At 61.0% G+C, this 19,513-nt stretch carries 16 protein-coding genes; 1 reads left to right on the forward strand and 15 read right to left on the reverse strand.

From position 1 onward, the window contains the following. Nucleotides 1-583: 583 nt before the first annotated feature. The 15 genes from CFB81_RS25330 to CFB81_RS25390 form a co-directional block, all read right to left on the reverse strand. Nucleotides 584-1,072 (reverse strand): SMI1/KNR4 family protein, encoded by a 489-nt coding sequence (locus CFB81_RS25330; RefSeq protein WP_089436900.1) that lies wholly within the window; start codon nt 1,070-1,072, stop codon nt 584-586. 110 nt (nt 1,073-1,182) lie between these two features. Further along, nucleotides 1,183-1,980, reverse strand: coding sequence for a hypothetical protein (locus tag CFB81_RS35745; protein ID WP_143328638.1), 798 nt, complete (start codon nt 1,978-1,980; stop codon nt 1,183-1,185). 194 nt (nt 1,981-2,174) lie between these two features. Continuing rightward, a complete protein-coding gene (locus tag CFB81_RS25335) occupies nt 2,175-2,699 on the reverse strand; it encodes a DUF4303 domain-containing protein (protein ID WP_089436901.1) in 525 nt (174 codons plus the stop codon). Nucleotides 2,700-2,784: 85 nt separating this feature from the next. Further along, entirely contained in the window at nt 2,785-3,078 is a 294-nt protein-coding gene (locus CFB81_RS36815) for an RHS repeat-associated core domain-containing protein (RefSeq protein WP_306427158.1), read from the reverse strand. Between the two features lie 329 nt (nt 3,079-3,407). Then, nucleotides 3,408-3,995: a hypothetical protein gene (locus CFB81_RS35755; protein WP_143328639.1), complete on the reverse strand. Its 588-nt coding sequence runs from the start codon at nt 3,993-3,995 to the stop codon at nt 3,408-3,410. A 190-nt stretch (nt 3,996-4,185) separates the two neighbouring features. After that, nucleotides 4,186-4,515, reverse strand: a complete 330-nt coding sequence (locus tag CFB81_RS25345; protein WP_089436903.1) for a hypothetical protein — start codon at nt 4,513-4,515, stop codon at nt 4,186-4,188. An 11-nt stretch (nt 4,516-4,526) separates the two neighbouring features. After that, nucleotides 4,527-5,564, reverse strand: a complete 1,038-nt coding sequence (locus CFB81_RS36820; protein ID WP_306427159.1) for an EndoU domain-containing protein — start codon at nt 5,562-5,564, stop codon at nt 4,527-4,529. A gap of 192 nt (nt 5,565-5,756) precedes the next feature. Continuing rightward, nucleotides 5,757-6,053, reverse strand: coding sequence for a hypothetical protein (locus CFB81_RS25355; RefSeq protein ID WP_089436904.1), 297 nt, complete (start codon nt 6,051-6,053; stop codon nt 5,757-5,759). Nucleotides 6,054-6,069: 16 nt separating this feature from the next. Continuing rightward, nucleotides 6,070-10,320, reverse strand: coding sequence for an RHS repeat-associated core domain-containing protein (locus CFB81_RS25360; protein WP_256976320.1), 4,251 nt, complete (start codon nt 10,318-10,320; stop codon nt 6,070-6,072). Then, the gene (locus CFB81_RS25365; RefSeq protein ID WP_059584433.1) at nt 10,317-10,781 is read right to left on the reverse strand and encodes a DcrB-related protein; all 465 of its coding nucleotides are present in this window, start codon (nt 10,779-10,781) and stop codon (nt 10,317-10,319) included. The genes CFB81_RS25360 and CFB81_RS25365 overlap by 4 nt, the downstream gene beginning before the upstream one ends. Before the next feature lie 17 nt (nt 10,782-10,798). Continuing rightward, nucleotides 10,799-12,937, reverse strand: a complete 2,139-nt coding sequence (locus CFB81_RS25370) for a type VI secretion system Vgr family protein (RefSeq protein ID WP_089436905.1) — start codon at nt 12,935-12,937, stop codon at nt 10,799-10,801. A 133-nt stretch (nt 12,938-13,070) separates the two neighbouring features. Further along, the gene (locus CFB81_RS25375) at nt 13,071-14,900 is read right to left on the reverse strand and encodes a type VI secretion system baseplate subunit TssF (RefSeq protein ID WP_256976321.1); all 1,830 of its coding nucleotides are present in this window, start codon (nt 14,898-14,900) and stop codon (nt 13,071-13,073) included. Between the two features lie 191 nt (nt 14,901-15,091). Beyond that, nucleotides 15,092-15,601: an OmpA family protein gene (locus CFB81_RS25380; protein ID WP_089436907.1), complete on the reverse strand. Its 510-nt coding sequence runs from the start codon at nt 15,599-15,601 to the stop codon at nt 15,092-15,094. A gap of 86 nt (nt 15,602-15,687) precedes the next feature. After that, nucleotides 15,688-16,956, reverse strand: coding sequence for a diguanylate cyclase domain-containing protein (locus tag CFB81_RS25385; RefSeq protein WP_089436908.1), 1,269 nt, complete (start codon nt 16,954-16,956; stop codon nt 15,688-15,690). Beyond that, entirely contained in the window at nt 16,953-17,660 is a 708-nt protein-coding gene (locus CFB81_RS25390; RefSeq protein WP_089436909.1) for a YfiR family protein, read from the reverse strand. The genes CFB81_RS25385 and CFB81_RS25390 overlap by 4 nt, the downstream gene beginning before the upstream one ends. Nucleotides 17,661-18,230: 570 nt before the next feature. Here CFB81_RS25390 and CFB81_RS25395 point away from each other — a divergent pair. Next, on the forward strand, nt 18,231-19,472 hold the full coding sequence (locus tag CFB81_RS25395) for an FAD-binding oxidoreductase (RefSeq protein ID WP_089436910.1): 1,242 nt from the start codon (nt 18,231-18,233) through the stop codon (nt 19,470-19,472). Nucleotides 19,473-19,513: the final 41 nt, after the last annotated feature.

The following is a 19,513-nucleotide window of genomic DNA, read 5'->3' on the forward strand; positions in this document are numbered from 1 at the left end:
TGTTGGTGAATCGATGGGAGCGATGCTTCGATTAAGGATCAGCGCATGTGGCACTTCCGCTGCGCGCACCGCAGGCGACACGATCATCATCAGTTGGACATTGCACATTAAACCATCGTTTGCGCGCATTTAAGCGCACGTTAGCCATTGGGCATAGGTACGCGGCTTGGTCAGCTTTCTGGTCATTGCGCGTGTTGACGATAATGGCGAGCATGTCGACGCCTACGCCATCCATTCGAAACACGATTGATCCGAACGTGACGATTTGAAACACTTCCACGAGTTCGGACCCGACGATGTGCGCTGGGCTCGATACTTGTGTAGCCAATGCAAGGCATTTGAGCGCGCGCGCATGTGGACGCCACTTGTGCTAGGCGTGCGAATCCAGCAACGTCACACCGCGTGGTCGATCATCTGTCGAATCGCACCTGCGGTTTTCCTGCAGGCCTCTCAAATGGCCACACTCTCGACGCTTAGGGTCAGGGGGACAGCGCGAAGCTCTCACCACGCTGGGTTACGCTCGAGATATGCTTCCCTCAACTCCGACGAGCACTTCGTCGAGTATCGGGACTTCGATCTGACGTCATGCGTAAGCGTCGCCGTAATTCTTCGCCTTCCAAAAAACATCTACTCCAGAACTTTTATATAGCTCACAAAGCAACTCAGAAAAACTTAGCGCTATGATTGGACAACTCCCGGCCACGCCATGAATTTCAAAATTACTGTCATAACACCTCCCACTCCTCTCCTTGGAGGTGTCGATGGCTATATAATCTCCACTGTCCACCTTGCAAATGACATACCACGAAAAGGAAATATCATTCTCGCATGGCTCACCGACAATAATCATATTGGCCTGCATCACCTCGTTAGCAGACAATATCTTGAATGATACATTTTCCTTGCCGGCCCTAAACAAAACGATACCACCACAAAGATTGTAGAACTCCACGAGCTCACTCGGATACACCATGTCCGGGCTCGGCAATAGCGGAAGGCTCCCGTTCGCGGGCAATACTTGACATTTGCTATCGGCCCGTATAATTTCGACGATTTCTTTAATCGACACCATATAAATTTTAATCCACTCAGCGCCATCGAGAACAGAAAATGTACTCTCCTTCGCGAGCCAAGGTGAAAGAAGACGATTTGCTTAAGGATCGCCCCGTTCGGGAACCAAGCTCACGGCAATTTACGCATTGGCTTATTCGCAGACGTCTTTTGCCAGGCGATCAATATTCCCGCCTCTCCGCAAGCGTTGTTTATTTCAGCCAAATCCTTCTCCTTGACGGACCAGAGCCACATCTTGTTTGGAATACTCCTTAGGGATCCCCGAGATGAATCAGCCATAATCCATTGTCTCAACGAAAGATCACCTACACGAATTTCCAGATGTTCCTCGTTGAGTAAATTCAGAGGATAAATCATCCTGAGCTTCACTCTTTCATAACTCGCCGTCCCCGGCACCCTCCCGGGGAGTTCCCTTGTAAAAAAGGACGTGTTCTCGAAAGGAAAAATTCTAACCAGATTGATGCCAGTCGAATACTTGTACGCAGTCGACGAATCTTTCGCGTCGTAAGCGATTGCATATTTACAACCCGAACGAATCACAAAATTTTCCAAAAAACGCTCTATATCGTCTTTTACTTCACAAACCGACCCTTCAATCTGGACATCGAGAAATGATAGCCCCCCAAACTTTCGAGCATTGCATCCAAATGAAACAACGGGAACCCCAGCATTTTTTCCATCACTCCATATCTGAAACGCAACAGCACCCCCATTGGATACACACTTCCTTAAATCATTGAGAGAAACCTCATGATTCTCAATAATTCTGTCGCCATCTCGATCGACGAACTCCATAAAGGCCGCCTCAGCTACTTTCTCACCAAGCTGACGAAAGAGGCTTTCAGCCATTTCCAGAACGACCGCCGCCCGAGTCGAATCCGTTCCGTAAATTACGATTCCTGTACTCATACCCCCTCGACTGGACAATCACGCGCCTCATACCCGACAACGTAATAGCAATTCCTTGCGACTCCACCCCCCCTTATTTTTATTAAGTTAAATCAATTGATTTACCGGCATCCGACATCTCAAGCCACAATTTTCACCTGACCTTGGCATCTCGCCTCGATTTTATCTGCACTGCAAAAATGACGACAGATGTTTCACGACCCGGTCACATCATACCTATTCATAAATTTTTGATAGGCAGCCGGCGAATTTAGTAGTTTTTCAGAATCGTTCTCAAGCTGCTCCGCGTTGCCATCATCCGTGATGGTCACAAAAATGACGATATTTTCCCGATCTGCTCCAGTACCAAACAGTCCGCCAGCGTCCACTTTTCGGAGCGCTTCGATCATAGCTGCATGAACATCAGCCTTAAATTTACTGAAATTGCTTCGATCGGGCGACTCTCGGACGGTGTTCGAGACTCCCTTGAACTCTGCGCCGTGAAATGCTTCATAGGCCCACTCCGAACTGGCCCATCGATAGTACGCATCTGATTCCGGGCTGCGATCATCAGCGCTCTTTAGTATGTCCTCAAGCGCTTGCTCCGAGTTTCCTGCCGCCAGCACAGACATTGCGCTACTGTCCGTATACAGCGCAAAAGCATAGAAATGCTCGTTGGGGTGCTCGCTCTTTAGAGCGGAAAACACTGAAGCTGTTGCTTGAGCAATATGTTCAATCAAATCTTAAGTATTCATGGTGCGTGTCCGTGAGTCCGTAAGCTTTGTTCACTTCGATCCGAATATTTCCTGCCCGATGCGCTGGATCTCAGCCCACATTATCGAATCTGTACACCGGGTCAATATCCGGATCGTAGAACCGGAAAGTGTTATCGTGCAGCCCAGGCTCGCGGTCTAGGTACTGTCCTTGAAAGCGCAAATTTTGCGGTTTCAGCAACTGGGCAGGCGGGGCGTTTACCTGGATCTCGCCCCAAGCTGGTGTAGACCGCTGCGGCACCCGCGCAACCCACTCCTCCTGCACGCATTGCCCCAAACCTTGTAGCACGCCTGTTGGACCAGGCCACCGTCCGGCGTCGGTCAGTTCCTCCGGCAGCCCCCACACGTCATTGTGGAAATAGTAGGCGGTGTCGCGCGCATCGGCATCGTTAGCCGCCGCCTTCCCTTGATCGATCCGGGAAGCGGCACATAACTATTCGACTCGTACAAATACGTCAGCGCTTCCTCGCCCTGACGGTCGTGATACGTCTCCTGCACCAACCGCATGCCGCCCCCCAGGAAATTCGTACTCGCATAACTGCCATTGAGCTTCCGGATCCGCCGGCCAAACACGTCGTACTCGAAATGCGTTGGTACGGCCTCGATCGAACTGTGATTTGACTATGGGAAATCAACACGTCAATCGTTCGTATGATTGCCCCATGAATTCATGATTCAGGGAGAACCAAGATTAAATAACCACTCGTGATATTTCATCTTGTCACGATCTGTCAAGGTACCTGCAACGAGTTCACGAGCAAAATCCTTCTGCACGTTCATTTCATGATCGACTGGATTCACAATATGTCCTCCAATCAACTCAAAACTCTCCAAGTAGTCGATTCGATTTATCAGAATCTCGGCACATGCAATCAACCGTTCCACGTTGTGTTCAGCGCACCATTTCGCCAAAAAAGACAGCCCTGCTAGCAAATCGGTCGCACTCTGGGCAGCAGCATCGTCATCCATTTCAACTGCATCGGGGTCCCAGTCCACTTGCTCTAGATCGGCTAGCGGATTGGAGCTTTCGTTTCCGTTCCACACTTGATCCAAGTAGTCATCCACGCGTTGCCGAATCTGCACATTTGTAGCCTCCGCATGCTTTGCGAGGAACTCAAAAACCGACTCATCACGTGCAAGACCAACACAGCACCAAACGCCAAAGCGAGCAAGGCGATCCTGGCGGCCGACAGCAACGAGAGACGACCTGAGATCTTGCTTATGCGCCTCAACATTCGGCGTTTCGGATGGAACTCTACTCATTAGTAAATACCTCTTTGCAGCGCGGAAAATATCTACGACGCATCCTCTGATATGTGGTAGCCAGCAACACCTCGCGCGCAGCCGATGAAGCTACGTTCCAGGCCTCAGCTCAATCAAAGTCTGGATATATTTCGCGCAGTTCATCGCAAAGACCATTACCCAACTGACTTCGAGTTAACGCATAGCCGCATCATTTTCCGGTCGCACCCGCCTTAAGCAAATACTTCCTCCACTCTTCCAAGTAAGATCGAAATGTTTTTATACCACTTATTCTCAACGACTCTTCAGTATATTCATTGAATATCTCCACCCCCCCCTTCTCGATGATCACTGTATGAGCATTCCCCGTACCCTCCCATTTTTCAATCTCCCCATTTTCAACAGACAAACAAGCATTTATGTATTCATCGACCGCATAAATGCTCCCCTGAACATCACCCGACAAAAAATCACCTACGATTTTCTGCCCCTCAGCCATCTCCGCATGTAAAAATCCACGCTCATCAACATAAATTTTCATTCGCATCTCTATCAATATATCGGATATGCCGTATTAATATCCCCACCGCCATTCAACCAACCTTCAATCTTTACACCACTTCTTGAAACTCCTTCCCATTTTCCGTTGGGGGAGACTACTCCGTTATCAAACGCACTTCTAATCTCAGACATGACTTGTTGACGATTCCACGATTTCGGGAAGAACGACGATTCTGGCCCCTTCGCCACCCATGTACCCGTTCTCGGATCGAATATCTCAACCTTACCTCTATAAACCCCTTGGGCATTTTCTGGCGAGGTGACCCCAGCCACTCGAGCTTTGCCAACATGACCGATGCTGCCTTCGTGGTGGAAGCCAACAGCACGTCCACGGCTGTTTATTTCCCCGTGGAAAACATGTTCAGAATTTATTTTCGGACTGGTCCTGCACAATCCCCATGGATCGATCCATGTGTTCGGATTGGGTGCGTACTGATATAGGTTCGCCCCACCGGCGAGGCCGATAGGATCCTGTGTAATAAATCTCCCCGTATCAGGGTCATAGTACCGAAACAGGTTGTAATGAAGCCCCGTCTCACGATCCAGATACTCCCCCTGGAAACGCAAGTTCTGCGGTCTTGGCACTTGCGCAAGAGCCGGCCCCGTAGTCTGTACCGCGCCCCATTCCGGCAGCGACCGCTGCGGCGCCCGCGCAACCCACTCCTCCTGCACCGCATTACCCCAAACCTTATAGCGCGCCTGCCAAACCAGCTCGCCACCCGCGTCAGTCAGTTCCTCCGGCAACCCCGAAACATCGTTGTGGAAGTAGTAAACCGCATCCCGTACATCCGCATCGTTAGCGGCCGCCTTCCCTTGATCGATCCGGGCAAGCGGCACATAGCTATTCGACTCGTACAAGTACGTCAGCGCTTCCTCACCCTGACGGTCGTGATACGTCTCCTGCACCAACCGCATGCCGTCCCACAGGAAATCCGTACTCGCATAACTGCCGTTGAGCTTCCGAACCCGCCGGCCGAACGCGTCGTACTCGAAATGCGTCGTCGCGATGCCGAGCCGGTCCTTCGTCACGACGGTCTTGAGTTGATTCCAGTCGTCGTATTCAAGCGTGAGCTCTTTAGCCGGCCCATGCCCACTCAGCTTGCGAACCCGCCACCGGATCTATGGCCAAGACGCACGGGCACTGTGGGCGTGGTGACATATGACCCCAAGCACAGCGTCATTTTCCGCTGTGCCTGCACGATGCATCCTTCTTAATTCACATTAATCAAGTATAGTTACCGCCGCGACCTTCTTGGGACCCTCATAAATGTCAAATGCTTTATGATTTAGCATTCGCTCCTTCGGGGCATTATCCACAAGAAAATCAACCCCACCAAGACTCACCATTTCTTCATTTGACTCAAAAGGATCACCCAAATCAAAAACAACACTCCATGCATTATTTTGCCAATTAACATCCTCAGGAAATCGAGACACGGAATAATATTTCCCTGCCGCGGGAGGTTTTTTCCTCCCCCCCTTCGCCTCAGGAACCCAAACCACTCTGACGGAATGCACTTGACACCTCCAATCCTTACCTACAGCCCGAATAATTAACCTCTTTACTCCAAGTGACCCTTGATCTCGGATTATTAAGATCTTCTATCTCAGCATATCGCGCAGGCCCAATGCCATCGAGGTGTGGATCCTTGTGCATTTTTCCTGCTATGTCATCAGGCACGTCTACTTGCACCACTCTAAAAGCACCCTCGCCATGCCCCATCGTATTACCCCACTTGACCGCATCCTGATAAGACTCAGCAAACCACTTACCTTCCATATTGCCATTAATTGTCCACTTACCGGATTCCATAAGCCCACTATACTCATCAAGACTCATGGACCGATACAAAACCATTAACCCAAGAGGATCAATCCATGTCAGTGAATTAGGTGCGTACTGATATAAGTTTACGCCACCATTCAGACCAATAGGATCTTGTGTAATAAATCGACCAATATCCGGATCGTAGAACCGGAAAGTGTTGTAGTGCAACCCGGTCTCGCGGTCCAGATACTGCCCCTGGAAACGCAGGTTCTGTGGTCGCGGTACGCGCGTCGACGTCGGCGCGGCCACCGACACTTCACCCCAGGCGGGCGCCGACCGCTGCGGCGCGCGCGCAACCCACTCCTCCTGCACCGCATTGCCCCACACCTTATAGCGCGCCTGCCAAACCAGCTCGCCACCCGCGTCAGTCAACTCCTCCGGCAACCCCGAAACATCGTTGTGGAAGTAGTAAACCGCATCCCGTACATCCGCATCGTTAGCGGCCGCCTTCCCTTGATCGATCCGGGCAAGCGGCACATAGCTATTCGACTCGTACAAGTACGTCAGCGCTTCCTCACCCTGACGGTCGTGATACGTCTCCTGCACCAACCGCATGCCGTCCCACAGGAAATCCGTACTCGCATAACTGCCGTTGAGCTTCCGGATCCGCCGGCCGAACGCGTCGTACTCGAAATGCGTTGTCGCGATGCCGAGCCGGTCCTTCGTCACGACGGTCTTGAGCTGGTTCCAATCGTCGTATTCAAGAGCGAGCTCTTTAGCCGGCCCATGCCCACTCAGCTTGCGAACCAACCGCCCATACGCGTCGTACTCGAAGCGCTTGTCCTCGAACACCTTGAGCCGATTGTGCTCGACGTAGCCGCCCGGGTGATCGCTCGACACCAGGTTGGCCGCCGCATCCCAGCGAAACACTTCCGACGGCAGTCCCGGCCCTGCCGCCTGTTCGATACGTCCTGTCGGGTCATACCGATAGCTCGTCATGCCATAACGCTGATCGCGCTTCTGGATCACGTCACCTGCGGCATCGTATTGCCACTGCTTCGCAAGCAATTCGCCGCCCGCCGTACCTCGCTGCGCAGTTTGCCGCGCACGGCGCCCCACCGCGTCATACCCGAAGTGACTCGTCAGCTTGCCCTGCGTCCGTAGCACCTCGCGATGGAGATCGTCCCGTTCGATGTCCGCAACCGCGGCACCATCGAAACGAATCTGATGCACATGCCCCGAACCGTAATGCAGCCAATCGATCGTACGCTCGCCGGAAATCGTCGTGCTGACCCGATTGCCAAGCTCGTCGTAGGTGTGTGCGAGCCAGCCGGTCGGCGTGTATTCCTCCACGACCTGACCACGCTTGTCGTACTTCAGGCTGACGCGATTCTTCAGCGCTGGCCCGCGCGCGGCGAGCGTGTATAACTCGGCCGATGTGATCCGGCCCGCCTCGTCATACAGGTATTCGCAACGCTCGTGCGCGGCTTGCTTCGCCGTCAACCGCCCGACCGCATCGCGCTCGTATCGCGTCTCGATCTGCCCATCGCGTACGATCGTGCCTTGACCGCACACGTCGTACCCGTACGTACGCTTGTGGCCATCAAGACCGATCTGCGCGGAAACGAGATCGCGACGGTCATACTGAAAGCGATACGTCTCACGGTTCTCGTTGGTCAGACTCGCCAACCGGAACGCATCGTCATAGCCGAACCGCACGACACGATCAGCCGCATCCGTGCGTGCCAGCAACAATCCACGCGGATTGAGCTCATAACGCGTGCTGCGCTGATTCGCATCAATGACCTCAACGAGACGTCCCGCCGCGTCGTACTGAAACGTCTGATGCGCACCGTCTGCCGTGCCGATCCCCGTGACCCGCCCCATCGCATCCGCTTCGTACACGGTGGCATGGCCGGCGGCATCCGTCACCCGCGCGAGCGCACCGCGTGCGTCATACGCAAAACGCGTGACCTTGCCGGAACAATCGGTATACGACGTCAACTGCGCCCGGCCATTCCATTCGAGGAACTTATAGCCGCCACGCGCATCGCGAATCGTGTGCACGAGCCCGCGCTCGTCCCGGTAATACTCGGTCGCGGAACCCACCGGATCGCGCGTCATCGTCAGGTTGCCGCGCGCGTCGTAACGATAAATCCATCGCGCGTTGGTCGGATCGATTTCCGCAACCGGCAGATCGTAGTGCCCGTTCCATTCGGTCCGCTCGACCTGGCCAAGCGCGTCGATCCGCTGCGTCTGCCGCCCGCGCTCGTCATATTCGAAGCGAGTGACATGGCCAGCCGGATCGGTCGTGCTGACCAACTGCCGCATCGCGTTCCATTCGAACTGCCATACGTTGCCCTCGGCATCCGTATGGCTCGTCGGCTGCCGATCCTCGTTCCACGTCCATTGCGTCACGCGCCCGATCTGGTCGGTGATCGTCACCGAACGCTGCGCAAGGTCCGCGTCGAACGTGTACGCTTCGCCGTCGTCGGTCCAGTGGCGCACGACACGCGCGTCGCGGCCGACGCCGTTCCACGCGTAAAAGCACTGTAGTCCGCCGGGCAGCGTATGCCGTGTCATCAGGCCGTGTTCGTAGCCGAAATGCCGCCCGGTATGGCCACTGCGATCGGTGACCGATGCGAGTTCGCCGGCGCGCGTATAGCCGTAACGAACCAGAATCTCGGGCAATTCGCCATCGACGCCGCGTGACAGTTCAATCGATGCGACGCGTCGCGGATGCTCCGAATCGTAATGCAGCGTCAGCACCCGGCCGGCGCTATCGTGAAGCCGAACCGGCCGCTCCCGTTCCCCGGCAGCCGCACGCTCGACCTCGATCCAGTTGCCGTTTCGGTCCTCGAGCCGCCGAAGGCCCAGCGTTTCAGCATCCAACGCCGGTGCCCGGGCCGGGCCGAAATCGCGATACAAACCATCGACCGTTTCGACCACATAGTGCCCGCCGGCGGTACAAATCAGGTAAATGCCTTCAGGCACGCTGAAATGACTCTCACCCGGCGGCACCGCCGGAAACTCGATGTCGCGCCCCTGTTCGTCCCAGTACGTGATCGACGTGACGACGCCGTTCTCCCGCGCCAACCGCAACTCGACACTGATCGGCACGCTCCAGCCAGCACCGAACAGGCCGTCGGCGCGATCGTCGTGGCTGCTGTAAAAACGCCGCCAGACGATCGGCAGCGGGCCCGGCAACACGAAGTCGGTATCGTCGCTGCCGTCGAGAATCTTGCCGCCGGTGATCACGTTGACGGGATGGCCGGCCGACGGCTGCATCTTGCTGCCGAGCCATGTGCCGAATATGCCGGCCGCGAAGTTCATCGCGAGACACGGCAGCTTGCCCTTGACGAAATCGCCCCAGCTTCCCTTGCCTCGACCGCAGAGCGCAAGCGCGATACCGATCGCCGCGCCGAGTCCGGCGACCCACGGCCGCGCCGCACTGATGTCGCGCACGGTCTTCGTGCCGCCGCCGAAGAAAACGTCCGGCGAGCCCTTCGAGATCGTGCCGTCACAGGTGGTCTTGTCGTCGACCCGCGCCGCGGGCAGATCGTTGATGAACACCACGTCGGACCCTTGCGCGACGAATTGCGGGCCGGGATGATCGCTGCACAGGACCGGATCCATGTCCGCGCCGTCGGCCGCGCGCGCGGCCGGCTTCCCGTTGATGAACACATCGGGCGAGCCGTTCTGGATCGTGCCTTTCTCCTCGGGCGGGGAAATGGCGTTGCCGAGCCCCTTCGCGGCCTCGTCGATCTTGTCGTTGAGGCCCGAGCCCTGCATGTAGGCGGCCACGCCGACGCCGATCGCGAGCACGATCGGCGTCGCCAGCCCGCCCGTGCCGATTTCGAGCGCACCCAATGCACCGAACACGAGTCCTTCCGCTATCGTGGTCAGCGCCCATCCGATCCCCAAGCCACCCAGCAGCGACCCGCCCATGCCGAGCAGGTCGCCCGCGAGCGTCGTGTGGGTAAAGGGATCGTCCTTACGAGCGGCCGGCTGACTCATGGGCGGCCGGCATCCGAAACCAGCGTGGGCGCAACCGGGCGAGGCTGGAAGCTCTCCAGCATGCGCGCGGCCAGCGCACGCTGTTCGTCGTTGAGCGGCGCGGCATTGGTCAACGTCATCACGATGACCTGCCCGCCGGCATCGAGCCGAAACGCCGTCTGCATCTGATGAAACGTGCGGCCGTCCTGTTCATGCGTCGATTCCGTCTGCACGCCGGGGCATTCTGCCCGCCCGACCGTCACCGGGCGTCGCGACTGCACGTTCAGATTCTGCGCGGTGCGCGACGCCTGCGCCCATTCGCGCTCGACGAACGCGTCGATCGACTCCTGCTCGCGCAACCGGCCGCGGGACACGACGAGACTCAGCCCGCCCGGGCCGACGGGAAGAATCAGCATGTTGACGGTGCGATCAAGCGCCGCGTCCGGCAATTCGAAGGTGCCTTCATGGATTGCGTAGTGCATGGCTGGTTTCGTTCGAGTTATTTGTTGAGATCGATGCGCTTGCCGTTGACCATCACGCCGTCGTCGGTCATCAGGATCACGGAGCCGTTGTGCTCCAGGCGGATGCCTTCCGGCGCGAGCGAGATCGAGCTGTTCTGCACCTTCAGCAGGATGCCGCGCTCGGCCATGTAGACCTGCGTGCCGCCGCCTCCGTCCTTCGCCGGCGTCGTCACCTCGACGGTAGTCGCCGTGGTGCTGCGCTTCTCGGCGATCGTCTCGGTCAGGTTGCCCTGCGGAATCTGCTTTTCTTCGCTGCCCGTCGCCACGAGGACGGTACGCATCGGCCCGAATACCTTGTGCGTCTCGTTGTTCTCGACGACGGTGTTCATGTCCTTCTGCGCATGCATGAAGAATTCCTGCATGCCGTTCGTGTCGGTCATGCGGATCTCGTTCGACCCCTGCCCCTTGTGCGTCTGACTCTTGATCCCCATCGTCTGCCCGGCCGCGCCGTGATACGGATTACCCTGCTCGCCGTTGAACACGCGGCCGACGATCACCGGGTTATCCGGATCGCCCTGATTGAACGCCACCAGCACTTCCTGCTTGATCCGCGGAATCGCGGCCGCGCCCCAGCCGTCGCCCGCCCACGGTTGCGACACACGCACCCACATCGAATCGGAGCCGTCCTTCTTGCCGCGCCGGTCCCACGGGAAATGCACCTTCACCGCGCTGCCGTTCGTATAAATTTCCTCGCCCTTCGGCCCAACGACGATCGCCGATTGCGTGCCGTGAATCACCGGCTTCGGCGTCGCGCGCGGCGCACGGTACGGAATCTTCTTCGGCAGCAGCGCGAAGCTGTTGCGGTACGGCAGCTTCGCGCTGTGCTGCGTGTAGTCGTTCACGGCTTCGTGACGCACGTGCAGGATCACGTACTCCTGGTTGTTTTCAAGCACGGGATGATTCGCGACGGTCACGGCGCCGGCCGTGGTCATGCGCCACGCGTAGCCGCCGCCGGTATAGCGATGGGCTTGCGCCTCCTCGGCCTCCATCGCGAAACGGGCGTAGCGGTTGCCGTCGTCGCCATGGTCGTACAGCGACTGGTGCTCGAACCGCTCGGTCGCATCGAGCCGCGCGTGCTTGAGGTTTTGCGGGCCGGCCTCCACCAGCATCAGCGGCGAAGACGGATTCTGGTGGTTGAAGTCACGGAACGTGACCTTGCCGACGCCGAAACGCCGGCCTTCGTGCAACTGGTCGATGCCGCTATCCTCGCTCGCCTCGGTCGCGGCGAACGGCACGGTGGCGAGCCCGTCGATCGGGCGGAACAGCAGGTTTGTATCGCCGATCACGAGAAAGTGCTTGTCCTTCTCGTAACGATGCGTCCACACGAGCCCCTCCTGCTCCATCAGCCGCGCGCAGAAGTTGTAGTAGCTCTCCTGGTACATCACGACGTACTCGAGCGGCTTCTGGCTCGTCCGGATGTCGAACGTGAAATCGGAAAAACCGTGTTCCTGGAAGATCTCGGTGAGGATGTCCTGCGCGGTCTTGTTCTGAAAGATCCGGCAGTCGGTCGAGCGCGTGAGGAACCAGAACCACGGCACGGCCGTCAGGTGGTATTGCGTGACGTTCCCGGGGTTGCCGGCCCGATCGAACGATGCCACGTAGCCGTCGAAGTAGCGATCGTTGTCGCCCGCGCCCGACGCCACGACGCGTTCGAGCGTCGACAGGCGCGCCTGCTGGTCGAAGCGGATCTTGACCTGCTGGCCGATCAGATCCTCGGGGCGCAGGTCGTGGCGATGCGACAGCAGGTCGAGGTGGATTTCCGGCAAGCGGTTCACGTGCTCGTCGACGACGGCCGCGCTGACCAGCAGCACATCCGGGCCGAGCGGCGTGTCGAGCGTGACGTAGCGGTTGAGCTGGGTCAGGCGCGCGGGGTTGGCGGCGCCGTTGATCGCTTCGGCGATGGCGCCGGGTGTCTTCTCCATCAGCGAGAAGCCGGTCTGCGCGAGTTGCAGTGCGCGCTGGACGGTGTCGACGTGCCCGGCCAGCCCCGCGAGCGGCCCGAGGCTGCCGGCCACGCTCGACGCCACCGGGCCGGCAAGGCCCCCGAGCGCGCTCAACGAGCCGAGCGCACTGCCGCCCAATCCACTGGGAATACCCCCGTTCGGAGCGAAACTCATTCTTGTTCCTTGCGTGTGATCTCAGGTTCCATCGGCCGGCTCGCCGGTCCGCGGCCCCGATAATGTAGGGTAAAACCCGGGCGCTTGAAAGACGTGCGCAAACGTTTTCGTTCGAGCCCTGAAAATCGAGAAACTAAACCAGCGGCTGGGTGCCCGGACGTAGCGCCCCACGCCGAAGCAGCGCGCCGGTAGCGGCCGAAAGCAGCACGACCTGCACGAAGCTCGTGACCGGCACATGTGGTGCGAAAAACCGGTCCATCACGTGCGCGAACCCGCTGAGGCTGAACGCGGCGAAACGCTGCTCGTCGACGACCAGCCGCACTTCCAGCCCGTGCACGAACGCCGATGCCGGCTTGCCGGGCAGCCAGCACCGCACGCGCGCCGTCGATAGCGACACGAGCGCATCGAAACGCCGGCCGGCGTCGACGGCATCCTCCGCCCAGCGCGCGCAAAGCCGCCTGAGCTGGGTCAGCCCGCCCTTGTCCAGCCGTGTCGCCTGCGGCACGAGGAGCGACAGCAGATCCCATAGCTCGCCGTAGCGGAAAGCGGGCGGCTGGCTCCGCGTCGGCCGGTTCAGCAGCGAAATCGTTCCCACCGGGTCGCCGCTGGGCAACGCCAGCTCGCGCTCACGCATCCCGGACAGATCGCCCTGCGTGCAGGACAGCCGGATCTCCAGCTTGCGATGGCCGGGATCGGCAGGTCGTCCGTCCTGATCGACCAGTGCCAGTTCGACGCCGCGGAGCGACTCGGCAGTGTCGGCCGGGGCTGGTGGCGGAGTCGTCTCCGCCTCCTTGGTTCGGGAATCGACAGGCTCCTTCGGCGCCCGCCGTGCCTCGTCGCGCAACACCGTCCAGAACAATCCGGGACGCATGCCCGTGCCATGCTGCAGCGACCGGAACGGTGCCAGTGTCGACGCGCCCGAGTCGGAAACATGGCGAACGGTGTCGATCGACCAGATGGCCGTGCGCGACGCGCCGGCCTGCGCAAGCGCCTTCACCGCGTAATGGGCGCAACCGGCGCGCGTCTCGATCGGCTGGGCGTCGTCGGGAAACAGGTTGATGACCGGCGTACAAAACAGCCGGACGTGGTCGGCCGTTGCGGCGGCCAGGCGTTGGGCGCGATGCGAATCCGGATGCACGCCCGCGATCGCCAGATGGAGCAGGACGCGACGGCTGACGCCGGCGCTTCGCTTGATCGCCCGCATGTCCAGGTCGACGAAGTCGAAACGCTCCGGCACCGCGCAATACGCCATCAGCAGGTGGAATGGCCAGAGCGCATCGTCGGGCCGCACGTCGAGCAGCGCATCGGCGGGATCGAAGCCGACGGCCGTGAACGTCGCGTCCGGCAGACGCTTCCAGCGCGTTGCATCGCCTGCTTCGACGAAGCTCCGGCCGGCAAGAAGCAACGCGGCATCGCGTGGCGCGATCGCCGACGTCGTGTAACGCACCGCCGACACATTCAGCGGCGCGATCGCGACATCGTCCGCAATGCGAAATACTTCCTTGCCAATCGGCGCGATCAGCCGATCGCCGCGAGGAACGATGCGCGGCGCGGTCAGTTCGCTGCTGCAGTCGCCATGGAATTGCGCAATCGCGCACGATGGAAACGGGCGCAGGAAAGCGCCGTCGAGCGTATCGAGAAAACTGCCCGTGAACGCAGGCACGTCATCTTCGAGACGGATGTCGTGACACGCCGCCATCAACGCGAACGACTGCAACAGGCGTTCGACGTGCGGATCGTCCGAATGCTCGCCGGTGATCGCCAGCCGAGCGGCTATTTTGGGAAAGCGTTGAGCAAACGTCTGCATCGAATGGCGCAGCAGCGTCATCTCGCGTTCGAAGTGCGGCAGCAGATCCTTGGGTTCGATGGCCATACTCGTTCCGTCCGTCGCTGCATGTGCGGATGGCGATGCAGCGTTCAATAAAAGGCGGAACGATTTTATTTGGATGACCGATTGTTTCATTCACAACGAATCGAAAGCGCGTCATTCCGGCGATGACGGACGCAGTCGATGCCCCTCCCGAATGCCGCGAACATCAAGGCTCGCCGCATGCGAACGGTCACTCGCAAATTTTCGCGCCAATGGTGGCGAACCGTTACAACAGGCGGCACAGCTCGCTTGTCAGCGCGTCCACCCACGCACAACGCGTCGCGTCACCTCGGCGAAACCACGATCGCCGCGCGCCGATTCTGCGCCCGCCCGCCCGGCGTCTTGTTATCCCCCACCGGATCGCGCTTCCCTTTCCCGACGATCGTGATCCGCTTCGCATCGAGTCCCACGTCGACCAACTCGACAGCCACGACTTCAGCCCGCCGCCTCGACAATTCGACGTCGTACTTCTCCGTCCCCTCGTTATCCGAATACCCATACACGCGCACGCCGTTGATCCCCGCCGACTGCAACGTCCGTCCGATCCGTTCGACGATCCGCCGGACATCCGGCTTGAGGTTGTACCGGTCGAAATCGAACAGGATCGGCCCGGTCGAGCCGAACTCGAACCCCTGCCCGGTCTCCTGGAACCCGGCCGACTTCAGCGCCGTGACCTGCGTCTGCGTCAGCCCGCGATGAAGCGGCGGCGTCTGGCAGCCCCCCAGCAGCATGCACAGCAGCAGCGCGCTCCCGACGCACATCCGCCCCGTGCTCACAGGAAACGAGTGGTTCATTTCGCATCCCCTTCCATCGCGCCCGCTCCGCAAGCGCTTCTTTTAACCGTCGCCGCGGCCTCGTCCGCGGCGCGAGTCGATCGACATCACACCGGCCCTGCCACGCTCTCCGCCAGTTGCCACGACCCCGGCCGCGCGCGCTTGGCGCGGTACATCGCGATATCTGCCGCGCGCAGCAGGCCGCTCGCGTCCGACGCGTGATCGGGATACAGCGCAACGCCGGCACTCATCATGGTGGCCACCACGCGGCCGTCGGACAGCTCGATCGACGGCGCCATGCCGGACAAAATCTCGTCGGCGATCCGGCACACGCTGCCCGCTTCGGGCACCGCCGCCAGCATCACCGCGAATTCGTCGCCGCCCAGGCGCGCGACGAGATCGGTCTCGCGCACCCGCGTGCGCAGCCGCGACGCGATGCCGATCAGCACCGCGTCGCCGGCGTCGTGGCCGAGACCATCGTTGATCTCCTTGAAGTGGTCGCAGTCGAGATAGAGCACCGCGACCCGCTGCCCGGTCAACGTGGCATCGCACAGCGCAAGCGCGAGGCGCGATTCGAACTGCATGCGGTTGGGCAACCCGGTGAGCGCATCGTGTGTCGCCTTGTGCTCGAGCGACGCGTTCTCGTCGCGCAGCGTGTTCTGCCAGTCTTCGAATTCGTCGAGCAACGCGTTGAAGTCGTCGCCGAGCTGGTTCAGTTCGGCGATCGCCGTCGGCTCGACGCGCCGCGCGAACGCCCGCTCGCGCCGCACCGCGTGCGCGACGCCGGCCAGCGCGCGCAGCGGCGACACGATGTTGCGCAGCAGGCGCTTCGAGCTGACGTACGCGCCGAACACGCTGACGGCGAGGCAGCCGAGAATGCCGCCGACGCCGCCGAGCAGGAAGCCGAAGAACTGGTGCCCGCGCCCGCGCACGACGACGTGGCCGACGATGATGCCGTCATGCATCACCGGCGCGGTGACCGGCCCGGGCAGCGCCACATCGGCGACGGCGCGCTCGAGCCGGGCGACCCCGTTTCCGGCCGGCAACTGCCACGTCGCGAACAGTTGGCCCCTGCTGTCGGTGACGACCACCTGCGCGACGTCCTCGTCGCCGGCGATCATCCCGATCGCCTCGTTCGCCGCGACGCGATCGCCGAACACGAGCGCCGCCTCGACCGTATAACCGAGCGAGCGCGCCAGCAGATTCAGGTTGTTGCCGGCATACGCGCGCAACGCAATCACGGCGACGACGATCAACGACACGGCGGCCATCGTCACGGCGACGAACGCGAGGCGCAGATGCGCGCGGCGCAGCACGCTTTGCAGCGTCGGGCGCGGTGGGCGCGAAGCGGGAACGGGGAGCACGGATCGTGTCATGGCGCCACCGGCCGTCGTGCGAGATTGAGGACGTTCGGATGCACGCGCACGCCGCTGCGCGCGACCGCATCGAGATTGATGTCGAAGGTGACGCGTTCGCCTTCGACCGTGATGCAGAACATCGCGCCCGCGGTGCAGGACATATCGTGTTCGGCAACGGTCAGCACCGGGCGGCCGGACAGCACGGCCCTGACCCGTGCGCGCTCGTCGTTGCCGAGGGCGCCGAGATACACGACGTCGCACGCCATGCCGAGCGCGGGGTCGTCGAAGCGGATGCGCTGCACGTCGAGCACGGTCGAGCCGGCCTGCAGCGTGTCGGTGAGGCCACCCGCGTAGTCGGGCCTGCCCGTCACGCACAGATGCAGGCGCACGGGCGTCGTCGGCCAGCGCGTGAAGCTGATGATGCCGAGCACCACCTGACGCACGGCGGAGTCGTGTGACGAAAAGGCGGGACCCGTGGGACCGGTCGGCGTGGTGGTGGCGGCAAATTGCACCGTATCGACCGGACGCTCGGCACCCCCGGGCGCGCCGGCGAGGACGGCCGGTATCGCGCTCAGAACGCAAACGATTGCGACAAACGCATGGCGGAACGTGGCGACTCGGCCCTGCTGGCCGGACGCCTTTCGCGCGGCGATTGCCGCCGCACACGCTGGCGTCGATGCGACTGCAAGACTCGCAGCCGCCGCGCACACACTCGCATCCATGATGGAAACATCTGCCGCAGTCGTTCCCGGCCCTGCCTCCTGCCTGCCATGCGCGTGCAGGCACCGTATCACGCGCACGATTCCTTCCATCTTAGGTAAAAATTCGGCTCCCCAAGCAGTGGGAATCACCCGCGAAAACGTCGGAAAGTATGCGGATTCAGCGCGGCTGCCCGATGAGACGGACGCACGCGTCGGCCGACATCGATTCGATCTCGACGTCGGCGAATTGATCGGCTGATTGACCGTCCGCGCACGGCAAACTTCATATGTACTCGCGTGCTGCGCGATCGCGACACGCGCGGCTCCGATCGTCAGCGGCGCCGCGTATGCATGTGCGTGTGCGGACAATTCGATCGTCACGCGCCTCGGAATGCGCGTACCGGCGCAGCGTGCTGCCCACATCGTCACGGCCAGCGGCGATCGTCGCGCACGGGCCAGCCGCCACGTATCGACCGCGTGCCCCTCTTGGCCCCCCACGCCGGCGCGAGTATGCTTGCGGTTCGAACGATTCCCAACCCGGGCGCGCACCGTACCGCGGGCACGCGCCCCGCCAACCGTCACTCACCATCGATGGATTTCGACGTCATCGTTCTCGGCGCCGGCATCGTCGGCGTTTCCGCCGCGCTGCACCTGCAGGATCGCGGCCGCAAGGTTGCCCTCGTCGATCGCGGCGCACCCGGCGAAGGCACGAGCTTCGGCAATGCCGGGCTGATCGAGCGCTCGTCGGTCGAACCGTACCCGTTCCCGCGCAGCCCGTTCACGCTGATGCGCTATGCGCTGAACCGCTCGACCGACCTCTACTGGCACAGCGCGTCGCTGCCCGCGTTCGCGCCGTGGCTCGCACGGTTCTGGTGGGAATCGGCGCCGCTGCGTCACGCGGCGGCGTCGCGCGACATGCTGCCGCTGATCGAGCGCTGCATCGTCGAACACGATGCGCTGATCGCGCGCGCCGGCGCCGGCGAACTGGTCCGCGCGAGTGGCTGGCTCGAAGCGTTCCGCACGCCGGCCGCATTCGAACGCGGCGTCGCGGAGGCCGGCCTCACCGCGCGCCGCCACGGGCTCGGCATCACGCCGCTCGACGCGGCCGCGCTGCGCGCGCAGGAACCGAGCCTCGCCCCGGGCTTCTGCGGTGCGCTGCACTGGCTCGACCCGAAGAGCGTCATCGATCCGGCCGCGCTCGTCAAAGCGTATGCACACCTGTTCGTGCAGAGCGGCGGCACGCTGCTGACCGGCGACGCCGCGAGCCTGGACGCGCTGTCGCCCGGCTGGCAGGTCCGGACCGACGACGGCCCGGCGGCCGCGCCGGCCGTCGTGGTCGCGCTCGGCCCGTGGTCCGACACGGTGTTCGGCAAGTTCGGCTACACGATCCCGCTGCGCGAGAAACGCGGCTATCACATGCACTACGCGCCGTCCGCGCGCGGCGTGCCGTCGGCGCCGATCGTCGATCGCGAATACGGCTACGTGATCGCGCCGATGCGGCGCGGGCTGCGGCTGACGACCGGCGTCGAGATCGCGCGGCGCGGGCTCCCGCCAACGGGCGTGCAGCTCGAACGCGCGGAACGCGTCGCACGGCCGGTGTTCGGGTTCGGCGAGCGGCTCGACCCGCATCCGTGGCTCGGCTTCCGCCCGTGCACGCCCGACATGCGCCCGGTGATCGGGCCCGCGCCCGCGCATCGCGGGCTGTGGTTCGCGTTCGGGCACAACCATCACGGGTTGACGCTCGGCCCCGTCACCGGCCGCCTGCTGGCCGAGATGATGACCGGCGAAGCGCCGTTCACCGATCCGGCGCCGTATCGCGCGGATCGCTTCTGAGCACGCGATACCGGCGCCGGCACGAAGGCCCGGCTGGCGCC

Source organism: Burkholderia sp. AU28863 (genome assembly GCF_002223195.1).
GTDB lineage: Bacteria > Pseudomonadota > Gammaproteobacteria > Burkholderiales > Burkholderiaceae > Burkholderia > Burkholderia sola.

What these genes read in the sequence shown, in the direction of transcription:
- CFB81_RS25365 (WP_059584433.1), bottom strand. Translation starts at nt 10,781, where the DNA reads ATGCACTACGCAATCCATGAAGGCACCTTCGAATTGCCGGACGCGGCG.
- CFB81_RS25370 (WP_089436905.1), bottom strand. Translation starts at nt 12,937, where the DNA reads ATGAGTTTCGCTCCGAACGGGGGTATTCCCAGTGGATTGGGCGGCAGT.
- CFB81_RS25360 (WP_256976320.1), bottom strand. Translation starts at nt 10,320, where the DNA reads ATGAGTCAGCCGGCCGCTCGTAAGGACGATCCCTTTACCCACACGACG.
- CFB81_RS35745 (WP_143328638.1), bottom strand. Translation starts at nt 1,980, where the DNA reads ATGAGTACAGGAATCGTAATTTACGGAACGGATTCGACTCGGGCGGCG.
- CFB81_RS35755 (WP_143328639.1), bottom strand. Translation starts at nt 3,995, where the DNA reads ATGAGTAGAGTTCCATCCGAAACGCCGAATGTTGAGGCGCATAAGCAA.
- CFB81_RS25330 (WP_089436900.1), bottom strand. Translation starts at nt 1,072, where the DNA reads ATGGTGTCGATTAAAGAAATCGTCGAAATTATACGGGCCGATAGCAAA.
- CFB81_RS25385 (WP_089436908.1), bottom strand. Translation starts at nt 16,956, where the DNA reads ATGACACGATCCGTGCTCCCCGTTCCCGCTTCGCGCCCACCGCGCCCG.
- CFB81_RS25395 (WP_089436910.1), top strand. Translation starts at nt 18,231, where the DNA reads ATGGATTTCGACGTCATCGTTCTCGGCGCCGGCATCGTCGGCGTTTCC.
- CFB81_RS25390 (WP_089436909.1), bottom strand. Translation starts at nt 17,660, where the DNA reads ATGGATGCGAGTGTGTGCGCGGCGGCTGCGAGTCTTGCAGTCGCATCG.
- CFB81_RS25375 (WP_256976321.1), bottom strand. Translation starts at nt 14,900, where the DNA reads ATGAAACAATCGGTCATCCAAATAAAATCGTTCCGCCTTTTATTGAAC.
- CFB81_RS25380 (WP_089436907.1), bottom strand. Translation starts at nt 15,601, where the DNA reads ATGAACCACTCGTTTCCTGTGAGCACGGGGCGGATGTGCGTCGGGAGC.
- CFB81_RS25345 (WP_089436903.1), bottom strand. Translation starts at nt 4,515, where the DNA reads ATGAAAATTTATGTTGATGAGCGTGGATTTTTACATGCGGAGATGGCT.